General features: G+C 60.0%; 10 protein-coding genes. 2 read left to right on the top strand and 8 right to left on the bottom strand.

Annotated features, from left to right (window positions below; all coding sequences use genetic code 11):
- Window positions 1–46 precede the first annotated feature (46 nt).
- From QMX89_RS05130 to QMX89_RS05120, 3 genes are all read right to left on the bottom strand, one after another.
- Entirely contained in the window at window positions 47–1147 is a 1101-nt protein-coding gene (locus QMX89_RS05130; protein WP_282347271.1) for an HlyD family secretion protein, read from the bottom strand.
- Window positions 1144–2712 carry a hypothetical protein gene (locus QMX89_RS05125; RefSeq protein WP_282347270.1) on the bottom strand — a complete coding sequence of 523 codons (1569 nt, stop codon included), beginning with the start codon at window positions 2710–2712 and terminating at the stop codon, window positions 1144–1146. The genes QMX89_RS05130 and QMX89_RS05125 overlap by 4 nt, the downstream gene beginning before the upstream one ends.
- A gap of 169 nt (window positions 2713–2881) precedes the next feature.
- The gene (locus tag QMX89_RS05120; RefSeq protein WP_282347269.1) at window positions 2882–3790 is read right to left on the bottom strand and encodes a LysR family transcriptional regulator; all 909 of its coding nucleotides are present in this window, start codon (window positions 3788–3790) and stop codon (window positions 2882–2884) included.
- Window positions 3791–3963: 173 nt separating this feature from the next.
- Between QMX89_RS05120 and QMX89_RS05115 the strand changes: the two genes are divergently transcribed.
- Window positions 3964–4797 (top strand): SDR family NAD(P)-dependent oxidoreductase, encoded by an 834-nt coding sequence (locus QMX89_RS05115; protein ID WP_282347267.1) that lies wholly within the window; start codon window positions 3964–3966, stop codon window positions 4795–4797.
- A gap of 63 nt (window positions 4798–4860) precedes the next feature.
- Here the strand turns inward: QMX89_RS05115 and QMX89_RS05110 are convergent, their stop codons facing one another.
- Window positions 4861–5154 carry a DUF1330 domain-containing protein gene (locus QMX89_RS05110; RefSeq protein WP_282347266.1) on the bottom strand — a complete coding sequence of 98 codons (294 nt, stop codon included), beginning with the start codon at window positions 5152–5154 and terminating at the stop codon, window positions 4861–4863.
- Window positions 5155–5218: 64 nt separating this feature from the next.
- Complete coding sequence (locus QMX89_RS05105) at window positions 5219–6052, bottom strand: enoyl-CoA hydratase/isomerase family protein (RefSeq protein ID WP_282347265.1); 834 nt, start codon at window positions 6050–6052, stop codon at window positions 5219–5221.
- Window positions 6053–6570: 518 nt separating this feature from the next.
- Here QMX89_RS05105 and QMX89_RS05100 point away from each other — a divergent pair.
- Complete coding sequence (locus tag QMX89_RS05100) at window positions 6571–8757, top strand: beta-glucosidase (RefSeq protein ID WP_282347264.1); 2187 nt, start codon at window positions 6571–6573, stop codon at window positions 8755–8757.
- Between the two features lie 65 nt (window positions 8758–8822).
- Here QMX89_RS05100 and QMX89_RS05095 read toward each other — a convergent pair whose 3' ends face one another.
- From QMX89_RS05095 to QMX89_RS05085, 3 genes are all read right to left on the bottom strand, one after another.
- Window positions 8823–10403 carry an aldehyde dehydrogenase (NADP(+)) gene (locus tag QMX89_RS05095; RefSeq protein WP_282347263.1) on the bottom strand — a complete coding sequence of 527 codons (1581 nt, stop codon included), beginning with the start codon at window positions 10401–10403 and terminating at the stop codon, window positions 8823–8825.
- Window positions 10404–10512: 109 nt separating this feature from the next.
- On the bottom strand, window positions 10513–12066 hold the full coding sequence (locus QMX89_RS05090; protein ID WP_282347262.1) for an altronate dehydratase family protein: 1554 nt from the start codon (window positions 12064–12066) through the stop codon (window positions 10513–10515).
- A gap of 55 nt (window positions 12067–12121) precedes the next feature.
- A complete protein-coding gene (locus QMX89_RS05085) occupies window positions 12122–13441 on the bottom strand; it encodes an MFS transporter (protein WP_282347261.1) in 1320 nt (439 codons plus the stop codon).
- Between the last annotated feature and the right edge of the window lie 34 nt (window positions 13442–13475).

Genomic DNA, 13475 nt, shown 5'->3' with positions numbered 1-13475 from the left:
GGGCCTGATCCTGCGCGCCGAACATCCGGTGCGCATGATCTTCGGGTCATTCGCTGCTATCAGTATCCACCCTTATCTCCACCGACATACCCGGCCGCAGGCGCTCGAACAGCGGCTGATCACGATCGATGGCGATGCGTACACCCAGGCGCTGGGGCACCTTGACGAAATTACCGGTGCCGTTGTCGGCGGTCATTGCCGAGAATTCCAGGCCGGTGGCCGGTGCCATCCGCTCAACGATGCCGCTGAACGTCGTGCCGGGAAGGGCATCGACCTCGAAATGCGCGGTCTGACCGAGGGTGATGCCATGGGTCTGCGCTTCCTTGTAATCGGCAATCACCCAGCGGTCCGTTTCGACGAGGCTGAACAATGCAGTACCGGCGCCGACGTAGCGTCCCACATGGGATTCGACACGGCCGAGCTGACCGTCGGCCGGCGCCACGATTCGTGTCCTGGAGAGCTGTATCCGGGCCGAGTCCAGCGCCGCTTTGGCCTGCTGCACTTTGGCACTCAACCCCTGTGCCGCCACCTCTTGGGTACGCACGTCGGCGCGCGCCACCTTGATATTGGCCTGCGCTTCGGCAAGCGCGCCTTTGGCACTGCGCAACGCCGCCAGCGCGGTGTCCCTCTCCTGGATGGACACCCCACCTTCCTTGACCAGCGCTTCGCTACGGGCGTAATCCCCTTGGGCGCGAAGCAATTCTGCATTGGCGGTGCCGAGTGCCGCCTGGCGTGCGCTCAAGGTCGCCACGGCGGACGCTTGAGACTGGGCATTATTGGCCAGGTCGCTCTTGGCGGCGTCGAGGTCGGCGACCGCCTGCTCGACACTGGCGGCGTAACTGGCAGGGTCGATCTGCGCCAGCAGCTGGCCTTCGTGGACGGTTTCATAGTCCTTGACCAGCACGTTGGTGAGGTGCCCGGACACCTCCGGTGCCAGAGTCGTGACATAGCCACGCACGTAAGCGTTATCGGTGTAGGGACCGTCATCGCTGAAGGGGAAGAAACGCCATATGTAAAGCACCAACGTCACCGCCAGCAACGCAACCAGGGCAATTGCACCGAGCTGGATCAGGCTGGGCTTGGCAGGCTTCCAGGTATCGTCGGACGACTCGGACGGTGACGATTCGGAAGGAGAGTCCTTGCTCACGTGGGTTTCCTCTTTGGATGGCGATTGGAGTAGCTGGAATAAGCGGCGGCGGCCAGCACCACCAGCGTGGCGGCCAGTGCAATCACCAGTACCAGGCGAAAGCTGTTCAGGTAGCCGATCACACTGGCCTGGCGGCTCACCTCGCTGGTCAGTGTGGAAAGCGCTGACGGATCGACGCGCGGATCGGTTGCGCTCAGGCGGTTGGCATAACCGGAGATCGCATACCGTTGCGTCGCATACTGGACGCTGTTCAGCAGGGCCGAGCCAATCACACTGCCCAGGTTCTGTGTGGCGGCGAAGATCAACACGGTCGGCACCAGTACCTGCGGACCCTGCTTCAGTACCTGCGAGACGCTGTAGAGCAGCGCCGGGCCGACGAACAGCGTGGCACCGAAGCCGATCAGGCACTGGGACACGATCAGATCCTGCGGGCGAACCGAGCCGTTGCTGAAGCACGCCAGCAGCGCGCCCATGGCAATGCAGCCCAGCGCGGCGACCATCTGATACAGCAACGAACGCGGGTTCAACGTCGCCAGCATGATCACGATGCCTGCCAGCATCGCCACGGACACCCAGCCGAACAGGGCATGGTACTGATCGTTGTTTAGGCTGCGCAGGGCGAACAGGCCGGGCACACTGCTGGTCTGCACCGCCAGCGAGACACGTTCCAGCAGCGCGATACCCATGAACGTACAAATATGGCGATTGCTCAACCAGCCGATGTCGATCTCGGGACGCTTGCGGCACGCCTCGACCAGCAGGGCTGCACCGATGGTCAGTACGGCGCCCAGCATCAACTCGCCAACGAATGGCGCGTCGTTCCACCAATAGGTGGACGCGGTAGCCAGCGCGCATCCCAACATGACGGCGCCACATGCCACGAACACACCCGTGATCAGATCCACCCACTCGAAGGTCTTGATGCGGTAGGTGGGTGGTAGTGGATTCAGGGCCAAGATCACGATCTGCAGGACAGGTATCAGCAGCACCAATAGACGCAGAGTGGTGTTGCCGTCGGCAATGAGAAAGTCGACCGGCACCAGGCGTGCCAGTGGCTGAGCCAACTGAACACAGGCGATAGGCGTCGCCACCGCCAGAATCCGTTTGCTCTGGGGTAGCGCCGACATGAGGTAATACACACTTGAAGCCACCGCCGTCGAGGTGGCCAGCCCGTTCGCAGCGCGGGACAGTATCGCGGTAGTCAGATTGGCGAACAGCACATCCGCCGCCGCGGCCAGCGCGTAGAGCCCCAGGGCGCCGAACAGCATGAGCGGCAACCCGAACTGCTGCCGCCCCTTGATCACGAACAGGTTGCTGCAGGCACCGACGCCGACGAACACCCCGGTGAGCCAGACCATCTGGGCTGAATACGCCGAATAGCCGCCGGCCAGTTGCGCCAGGTTTTCGGTGATCAAGCTGTTGCCGAACGTGCCTGACAGGCTCATCAGCAGCGCAACGATCACATAGGCCACCCTGCGGCCGAGGGTGTGCGGCGGAAGATAGGGCGCACCGGCAACGTTCGGGCGCTGGTCCTCGGTGAAATGGTAAGCGTGGTCAGTGGACATGCAGGTGGGCTTCGGGAACTTGAACGATCTGAACTTTGGTTCAGCTGAAGCGATTTAGTTCGAGGCGGTGTGGCTGCCGGTGCGCGGCGGAACGTCGCGTGGCCGTGTCCGTATGCAGTGACAAGGCAAGAGACAAGTGTGGCGTGACGAGATCTTTGGTCTGAGTCGGTCAGGCTTTCTTCTGCACAAGGCCAGTGGCGAAATGCTCGACCATGAAGTCGACGAAAACGCGCACCTTGGGTGCCATCTGCCTGCTGCTGGGCCAGACAACGTGAAAGGTGCCGCCACCGGTCAGATGCGTATCAAGCAGCAACTCGAGACTCCCTTCGGCTAGCGCATCCTTCACGGCGAAGTCAGGAAGGCAGGCGATACCACGACCAGCGATGGTCAAGTACAGCAGCGCTTCGAGATCGCTGCAGACCATGGCGATCGGCAGCGCGACGCCATTGTGCTGAGACGTTTTTTTCTTGAACGGCCATTGGTACAGTTTGCCGGAGTTGCGCCAGCGGTAATGCAGACAAGCGTGTTCCATCAGGTCTGATGGTTTGCTAGGACGACCCTGCTTCTCCAGGTAACCGGGAGCGGCCACCAAGCAAGGCCGATAGGGGCCAAGAGGCCGAGACATGAGGCGTGAATCGCTGAGGTCGCTGCCCCTGATGACGACATCGAAACCCTCGTCGATGACGTCTACCAGGCGATCGGTGAAGTCCAGATCGAGCTCGATTTCCGGGTATCGCTCCATGAATGCGGCCAGACACGGCAATGGCAGGCCTGCGGCCAGTGCCAGGCCCACCCGCAAACGCCCGCGAGGAAACTGAGTCATGGCCGAAAGGTCATCTTCAGCGGCTTGGATCTCGCTGAGGATACGCTTGCAGCGCTCCAGAAATACTTCGCCTTCGATGGTCAACCTGACCGTGCGAGTACTGCGCTGGAAAAGCCGAACGCCAACGCGCTCTTCCAACCTGGAAATACTCTTGCTGACAGCCGAAGCAGAGATACCCAACTGCCGGCCAGTGGCGATGAAGCTCTGAGTTTGAGCTGTCTCTACGAAAATCCCGATACCACCCAAGGTTTCCACGCGCTGCTTTCCTATTGATGACTTGGCTGTCACTAGTGTTGTTCACCTTAGCGATCTTATAGGCCTGGAGTCAACTCGCTAACATGCAGGCGTTACTGATCGATACAAGACTTGCCCGCAGGTAAGTGACTTTCAACAACTTTCAGTTACCACGCTTAGAGGACATCAGACCCATGAAGGCAAACCCATCCGCAAAAGTATGGTTCATCACCGGCGCCTCCCGCGGCTTTGGCCGAATATGGGCGATGGCGGCACTTGTGCGCGGCGATAAGGTGGCTGCCACTGCGAGAAATATCGATAGCTTGGCAAGCCTCGTCGAGCGGTTTGGCGACGCTGTAATGCCAATAAGACTGGACGTCACTGATCGCACAGCGGTATTCGACGCTATAGCGCAGGCCAAGGAACAGTTCGGGCGAGTCGATGTAGTGTTGAGCAACGCAGGTTACGGTCATCAGGGTGCGGTAGAGGAGGTCAGCGAGGCTGAAGCCAGATCACAACTGGAGACCAATTTCTTCGGAACGCTTTGGCTCGCACAGGCCGCCACCGCTTTGTTTCGTGATCAACGGTGCGGCCATTTTCTAGCAGTTTCCAGTGTCTTGGGGGTGTTCTCGATTCCCAGTTTCGGCATCTACAGCGCTTCCAAATTCGCCGTCGAAGGGTTGCTTGAGGCGCTGGCACAGGAAACGGCTGGCTTCGGTATCAAAACGACACTCATCGAACCCGCGGGCTACGCAACCGATTTCAACGATTCCTCGTCTGCCAGATACTCCGAGCCGCTAGCGGTCTATCAGCCTGTACGTGAAGGACTGGCTGAAGCGTTCAGTAATTACGCCATGGGCAACCCTCAAGCTACCGCCGACGCCATCTTGAAGGTGGTGGACAGCCAGGAACCACCGTTGCGTATTGCGTTGGGCGGTACGGCTATAGATGAGTTGTCGGCCACCCAACAAAAGCGCATGGCCACTTGGGAGACTTGGCGAGAAGTTTCGGTAGCCGCTCAGGGCTGAGTCGCTGCGGAACCGGCCGCACGAGCGGTTCCGCAGTCTGGTTGGGTGTTACAAAAGCATCGATCAGGGCGCAATGCCCTCGACGATGAATACTCGGTACTTGGCACCGCGCAAGCGGTGCTCAAGTGCCTTCTGGTACACGGGGCTTTCATAGGCCGCTTTCGCTTCGGTTATCGATGGAAATTCAACGACAACCGCGCCATCGACAGACGGGCCCTCCAGTGTTTCCACTCGACCGTAAAATGCCAGAGGGGTAACTGGATGGCCTGCCGAAGCCGCGGGGGCCAGTTCCTCATACTTCGCGAATTCGGCCGGATCCGTGATGCTGTCACGGACATAGATCATATAAGCGCTCATGCTCGAAACCTCGCTGCGGGCCGGCCACCAGACCGGCCCGCCTTCATACGTACTGGAAAGGCGTTCACCGCGGAGGCAAGTCGCCAAGGCGCTCGGCAAAATTGAGCTCAAAATCACCGACCTTGCCCAGTCCGGCATCGAGCATGTGCTTGAAGGCATCTTGCGCCTCAGGCCACAGATCCACACCCTGAAGAATATGATTGGACGTCCACAAGTCGCCTTCCGACGGAACCCCCGCCCGTCCGTTGACCATTTTCTTTCCGGTTTCAAGTGCTCGTTTCTCGAAGCGACTCATCCGGGTCGCAAGCGCATCGACAAAAGCATCCAGTTCGGCATCTGGCAGCGCCCGATTGACGAAACCGTAACGCTCGCCAATGTCAGCATCGAAATCCTCGGAGCTGCAGACGATCTCCAGCGTACGCGAGCGGCCCACCAGCGCACTCAGCCACTCCACGCCGCCGCCACCGGGAATCGATGATCCACCCACCTCGATCAGCGCAAACCGGGCACGTTCCCTGGAAGCGAAACGCATATCGCAGGCAAGTGCAAATTCAAAGCCCTGCGCGCGAGCACGTCCGCGCACCTTGGCGATGCTGATGACGGAAGATTGAGCCAGACGCGTCACGAAACGCGGCCAGTTCCCGAAGAAGGGCATGGCACCAGGCTGGTCTGGAACCGTGGTGCGGTTTTCGACGTCATGATGATTCATGAAAAAATCCTCGTCGCCGCTTTCGAACACGACCACTTTCAGATCTTCGTCTTGCTCGATGTCGTCCATCAATACATTCAGCTCGGCGAACGTCGAGGGGTCGAACAGGTTCAGCGGCGGATTACTGAACACCACACGCCAGTATGATTTCGACTCGTGGATGATGTTGAGGCGTTTTTCCGTATTCATGGGGCACTCTCGTTTGCAGTGGCAGGCTGCCGATGCAGGTCGGCAGACGTCGGTTGGACGGATTCATGCTACGTCGTTCAGTGCGGGCGATTAAGCCGGTCAAACCGCACAATACCAGTGACTTTATTGTCATCAATCGCGGTGCTTCGAGTGCGCAACACGACCGCCCTTGCATCCGTGTCTGTACCACTGCAGAACGTAGACGATTGGTATTGATTACGCTTCAGGCACAGCAGCACTGACACGTGCGTCCCGGAAATAATGCAGTGCTGAGCACTCAAAGCGTTGCACCGACTGAATCGCAGACAAATCGCTGGAAATTAGCTGAAACGGTTCTTCTTCACTACGGTCACTTTTTAAGTCCGTCATTGCCGGCAATCTAAAATGCCCGGTGCGTTGGTGAAGATCCTGCGAGTGATGCGGGGCACGCCTAGGCATTCAATCGGGCCATCGAGCCACCTTCAAACGGCTCACCACATTCACCCTGCAAGCCTGGAAGGCCAGTTGGAATTCGCCTTATGAAAAGTACACCGCAGAACAGTTTGCACCCTGCCATCTTTGTCGATGCTCAAACCCTGCGTGCGCAGGCTCAGCTTCTGGTCGCCGAAATGAGCGAAGACGAGAAGTTTTCCTGGCTGTCCGGCCCGATGGCCATTCCCGTCGGGGACACGCAGAAGCCTGCAGGTGCCATTGGCTCCGCCGCTTATTACCCAGCCATCCCGCGCCTGGGCATCCCGGCCATGCAGCAGGCTGACGCGAGCCTTGGCATCAGTAACATCGGTAATGTGCGTCCGGGCGATCACGCCACCGGCTTGCCCAGTTCATTGGCCTTGGGTGCGTCTTTCAACACCCGGTTGGCCTATGAAAGCGGCGCTCTGGTCGGTCGCGAAGCGCGCGCGAAAGGATTCAACGTGCAATTGGCGGGCGGCATCAATCTGATCCGTGAGCCACGCTGCGGCCGAAACTTCGAATACGTTTCCGAGGATCCACTGCTCTCCGGTGTAATAGGTGGCCACTCGGTCGCCGGCATCCAGGCGCAGGGTGTGGTGTCCACGGTGAAGCATTTCATCGCCAACGGGCAGGAGACTGGGCGAGTGATGGTCAGCTCCAATCTGTCGGAGCCTGCCATGCGCGAATCGGACCTCCTTGCGTTCCAGATCGCCATCGAGTTGGGTAGCCCTGGCGCGGTGATGCCGGGATATAACCTGATCAACGGCGACTACGCGTCGGAGAACGAGTTTCTCCTGAACCACGTACTCAAGGGGCAGTGGCATTACCCAGGCTGGGTGATGTCTGACTGGGGCGCGACCCATTCCACGGTCAAGGCCGCGCTGGCCGGACTCGATGTGCAGTCGGGCGCCAACCTGGACGACCAGGAGTATTTCGGCCAGGCTCTGCGCGACGCAGTCACAGACGGCCGGGTGCCGCAATCGCGTATCGACGACATGGTCACCCGGATCCTCACCAGCCTACTGGCAGTGGGTATCCTCGACCAGGCCGGGGCTGAGTCGAAGCCTCAGCCGATCGATTTCAGCGCTCACAAGCTGATCGCGCAACGTCAGGCTGAAGAAGGCATCGTGCTACTGAAGAACGATGCCGGGTGGTTGCCGATCCCGCTGAAGCGCAAACGGATACTGGTCATCGGTGAGCACGCTGACCACGGTGTGCTCTGTGGTGGCGGATCCTCGGCCGTCACGCCGCTGGGCAGCCTGAAGAAGGAAGGCACTACGATCATGGGTGTTGGTGTGGACAAGGTCTATCAACCTGCTCCTTTGGTCGCCGCCATCGCCGAGGAAAGTTCAGCCGAGGAGGTGACCTTCCTCGACGGTAGCGACATCAACCGAGCGGTGGTCGAGGCCGGCCGCAGCGACGTGGTGATCGTATTCGCTCAGGAGTGGCGTTCCGAAGGCCTGGATGCCGTAGGCCTCGGTCTGCCGGGTAACCAGGACGCGCTGATTGGCGCGGTCGCAGCGGCAAACAGAGCTACCGTCGTGGTCATTCAGTCCGGCGGGCCGGTGCTCATGCCCTGGAAAGATGAGGTGGGTGCGATTCTGGCGGCGTGGTACCCAGGTTCAGGCGCCGCGGCTGCCATCGCCGGGGTGCTGTTTGGCAGGGTCAATCCCTCCGGCCGTCTGCCGCTGACCTTCCCAGCCAGCGAAGCCCAATTGCCCAGACCCGAGCAGATAGACCCCGAAACCACCACTTCCAACCCCGGTATGCCGCGCAAGGGCGGCATCATTCCGATCGATTACGACATTGATGGTTCGGATGTCGGCTATCGCTGGTTCGCGCGCGAGCGGCTCAAGCCATTGTTCCCATTCGGGTTTGGGTTGTCCTATACCCAGTATGAGATTTCCGGCCTGAACGTGGCATACGGGGAGCACATCAAGGCGTCTGTGCAGGTTATGAACAGCGGCAAGCGGGCGGGCAAGTTGGTCGTCCAGTGCTACGTGGCCAGGCTGGGCGAAGAGGGTTTCGTTCGCAGGCTGGCGGGGTTCGCCAAAGTTGACCTGGATGCCGGGCAGCACAGTATTGCCGAGCTGGAACTGGAACCACGGGTGTTCGCCAGGTACGAGGAAGGACCTGATGGAGGTTGCTTCAAGATAGGCAAAGGCACTTATCGGGTATGGGCTGCACAGCATGCCGAGGCAGAGGATGCCTATCAGGATATTGTGGTGGGCGAGGACCGTTTCATCGCGCCATGAGGCGTGGCAGCCCTGACAAGCACCGCCTTGGACAGGCGGTTCTTATTGCCGGCTCGACCTGACCGTCAAAGTGCTACATCGGTATGTTTCCCATCGATCAACCGTTGAATGCCCAAAGGGTTGGCGTTTTGCAGCGCCGGTGGCAGCAGGGCGTCCGGGTAATTCTGAAAGCAGATCGGGCGCAGGAACCGATCAATGGCCAATGTCCCCACCGACGTCCCGCGCGCGTCCGACGTCGCTGGGTAGGGTCCGCCATGCACCATGGTGTCAGTCACTTCAACCCCGGTGGGGTAGCCATTCAATAGAATCCGGCCAACTTTCTCCTGCAAAAGCTCAGTCAGCCATCGATATCTCAACAGTTCATCGGCCTCACCGATAACGGTGGCGGTCAATTGCCCACGCAGACCATCGAGCGCAGCACCTAGTTGCGCATCATCGGCGGCTTCGATGACGATCGTGGCGGGCCCGAATACTTCTTCTTGAAGCAGTTCATCACGCTCCAGCAGCAGGCTGACGTCCGCTTTGAACAAGTGTGGCTGGGCCTGTCTACCTTGTTGCGGACTGCCCGCCAGCTGTTTTACGCCTGAGTGGGCCAGCAAGTGTTGCAGTCCCTTGCCGTAGCTTGCCAAAGCACCGATATTGAGCATGGTCTGAGCCGCTTGCCTCTTCATTTGCGCCGTGAAGCGCTCAAGGAAGGCGGTGAAACCGGCTGATTGCACACCGATGATCAACCCCGGATTCGTGCAAAATTGCCCGCACCCCAAGGTGACCGAACCCGCAAGTTCGCTGGCGATGGTCTCGCCACGGGCATTTAGCGCCTCGGGAAGAATGATCACCGGGTTGATGCTCGACATTTCCGCAAAGACCGGAATCGGCTGGGAACGCTCCGCAGCCATCTTGCACAAGGCATTGCCACCTTTGAGAGAGCCGGTAAACCCCACAGCTTTGATGGACGGATGCTTGACCAGCCATTCACCAACGCCTCCGCCATAGATCATATTGAACACTCCGGCAGGCATATCGGTGCGCTGCGCGGCACGCATGATCGCGTCCGCGACCCATTCGGCGGTGGCCATGTGGCCGCTGTGGGCCTTGACCACCACCGGGCAGCCCGCCGCCAGCGCAGAAGCGGTGTCCCCACCGGCCGTGGAGAAGGCCAACGGAAAGTTGCTCGCGCCGAACACGGCAACCGGCCCCACAGCGATTCGGAACTGGCGCAGATCTGGACGGGGCAATGGTTTTCGATCCGGGAGGGCGCGGTCTATGCGCGCCCCATAGAAGTCCCCTCGTCGCAGCACGTTGGCGAACAGCCGCATTTGCCCGCTGGTGCGGCCACGCTCACCTTGTATGCGCCCGGTGGGTAACGCCGTCTCCCGGCACACGGTGGCGATGAAATCCTCACCCAAGGCGTCCAGTTCGTCGGCGATTGCATTCAGGAAGTCAGCGCGCCGGAAGGCGGGCAGATTACGATAGCGCAGGTAGGCATCGGCGGCGGCTTTGGCAGCCGCGTCGACTTCCCCTTGCGTGGCCTGTGTGAAATGGCCTGGCAGCGCCTCATCCGTGGTCGCATCGAAACTTTGCAGTTGCACGCTGCCGGCGCCCAGTCGCTGTCCGCCGATGTAGTTCAGACCGATAATCCGGGTCATGTCAGGGCTCCTGATTTGATGATTGGGGACGTGTCGAAAACCGCTTCGGAACGCGGCACCGTGCCCTGCCGAGCGGTGGTGGCCGGATTGTCGAAGCGCACTCGAAGTCTCAAGTGATCGCACCGATCTGCCATGGCACGAACTCGTTCTGGCCGTAGCCATGCTGTTCGCTTTTGCTTTTGTCACCCGAGGCGATCCGCAGCATCATCCGGAAGATGTACTCGCCACGTTCTTCGATGGTCATGGAACCGTCGGCAATCCCGCCGCAGTTGACGTCCATGTCTTCTTCCTGGGTTTCCCAAAGACGACTGTTGGTGGCCAGCTTGATCGAGGGCGAGGGGGCACAGCCATACGCCGAACCGCGCCCGGTGGTAAAGGCAATCAGGTTGGCCCCGCCTGCGACCTGGCCGGTGGCCGAGATAGGGTCATAGCCGGGCGTGTCCATGAACACCAAGCCGTGTGCCTTGACCGTTTCCGCGTATTCGTAGACATCCACCAGGTCGGTGGAGCCTGCCTTGGCCACCGCTCCCAGGGACTTTTCCAGAATCGTGGTCAAACCACCGGCCTTGTTGCCTGCTGAAGGATTGTTGTTCAGCTCGGCATCCATGCGCTTGCAATAGGCTTCCCACCACTGAATCCGTGCGATGAGCTTTTCCCCGACGCTTCGACTTACGGCACGGCGGGTCAGCAGGTGCTCGGCGCCATACACCTCTGGTGTCTCCGACAGAATGGCGGTGCCTCCTGCGGCCACCAGACGATCGACTGCATTGCCCAATGCGGGGTTGGCCGTGATACCGGAGTATCCATCCGATCCACCGCACTGCAGGCCGACGACCAAGTGCTTGGCGCTGACTGGCTCGCGGTTGACCTGGTTGGCTTCGGCCAACAGCGACTTGACCTGGGCGATGCCGCTGGCAATGGTTTTGGACGTGCCGCCTGTGCCCTGAATGGTGAATGTACGCAGCGAATCGCTGCTGGTCAGGCCCTGGGCCGCCAGCAGATCCGGAATCTGGTTGGTCTCGCAACCCAGGCCTATCATCAGCACCGAGGCGAAGTTGGGGTGAACGGCATACCCGCCCAGCGTCCTGCGCAACATGGCCAAGGCCTCGCCACCGGGGTCCACCGCGCAGCCCACACCGTGGGTCAGTGCGACGACGCCGTCGACATTGGGGTACTCGATCAATGCTTCCGGGTGGATGTCGCGGCGGAAATAGTCGGCAATAGCCCGTGCCACGGTCGCCGAGCAGTTGACGGATGTCAGGATGCCGATGTAGTTGCGTGTCGCCACGCGGCCATCGGCGCGTACGATTCCCATGAACGTTGCTTCTGTAGGCGAGGGTCTGCCTTTGGCGTCGACACCGAAGGCATAATCCCGAGAGAAATCGCCCATGACCACGTTGTGGACGTGCACGTGTTGTCCGGCGGCGATTGGCTGACTCGCGAAACCGATAATCTGCCCGTAACGGCGCACTGGCTGACCCACGGCTATAGGCCGAGCCGCCACTTTGTGTCCAGAAGGCACAGGCTCCAACACCTCGATACCTTCGTTGAGCACCAGACCTTTGACCAGCGGTTGCCGCGCAATCAACACATCGTCCAGCGTGTTGAGTCTTATCACGGCATTGGCAGCAGTTTCGCTGCCTGTTGTAGTTATGAGTTGCATCACGGTTGCCTCGCTTTTGCAATGGGCGCAATGGGAATGGAGCCTGCAGGGCAGCTCACGCCAATCCACGCTCGCGATAATCGATAAGGCTGGAGAAAAGCATCAATCCCGACGCCATGACCACGAAGAAAATCAGTGCCAGGAAGTACGAGCCGGTGTATTGCACGATCAAGCCGATCAAAATGGGTACGATCACGCCGACCATGTTCCCGCAGAAGTTCATGCTTCCGCCAAGCACGCCGGCTTTGGACTGGCCGCCGAGGATGGCTGGCAGGCACCAGTACATGCCGCACCAGCGAATGAAGAACAGCGCCACGCACAGCAGCGAAATCACGGTCAGCGCGTCGCTGCTGTAAGCCACGGCGAGAATGCAGATGGCGGCAATCGCTGCAGAACCTGCGAACATGCTGCGCATGACGGTATTAGGTTGGCCGCCGGCCGCTTTCCATTTGTCGGAGATCCAGCCGCCGAACAATTCGCCGATGAAACCGCACATGAAGATCAGAAAGGTCGCACCGCCCATGGCCTTGATGTCCAGGTTGTGAGCTTTGTGCAAGTAGCTCGGCATCCAGGTGAGCAGCCCGTAGAACACGCTGTTGTAGCAGGCATACCCGGCAAACATGGCCAGCACCGAACGGCTTTTGAGCAGTTCCTTGAGGACCGCTTTGCGCCCACCCGTAGCTTTTCGGGCCGCTTTATTGGCCTCGGTAATGTAAGCCAGCTCTGCGGCGTTTACCTTGGGGTGTTCACTTGGATGGTTTCTGATGTACCACCAGGCCCATATCCCGGCGACCATGGTGCCAACGCCGGCAATGACGAACGCGATGCGCCACGAGTCGAGCCAGGTGATCAATCCTGCGATCAGAATGGCGCCGAACGCAGTACCCAGTGGTGCGCCGCCATCGACCAGGGTTGCGCCGCGCCCACGCTCGTTGGGCGTAAGCCAGGCACCGTTGAGCTTGGCTCCGGCGGGCATGATCGGCGACTCGGCGACGCCCAGCCCGATACGCGTGATCAGCAAGGTGACCCAATTGTGTGCGGCGCCTGCAAGGGCCTGGAAAAGCCCCCAGCCAACGGTTGCGATGCCGACGATGTTGCGGGTCTGAAAGCGGTCGAGCAGCATACCGCCAGGAATCTGCATCAATGCATACGACCAGAAAAACGCACTGAGCATCAATCCTTCAAGCGCCGGCGTCATGTTGAAATCAGCGGAGATCAGCGGCAGCGCCACCGACAGCGAGGCGCGGTCGATGTAGTTGATCGCCGAGAGGAGCAGTAGCAGCAGGAATATCCGCCAGCGCACCGTGGTTGGACGTGCACTCGCCGCATTCGTCGATGCAGCAGCCGTAGCGACCTGTACATTGCCAGTGGTCATATTCATCTCACTCTTATGTTTATTATGAAATGCG

Origin of the sequence: Pseudomonas sp. PS01301 (assembly GCF_029960215.1) — a bacterium.
Lineage (GTDB): Bacteria > Pseudomonadota > Gammaproteobacteria > Pseudomonadales > Pseudomonadaceae > Aquipseudomonas > Aquipseudomonas coleopterorum.
Note: the sequence above shows the minus strand (reverse complement) of the source record. Positions and strands in the feature narration are given on the sequence as shown.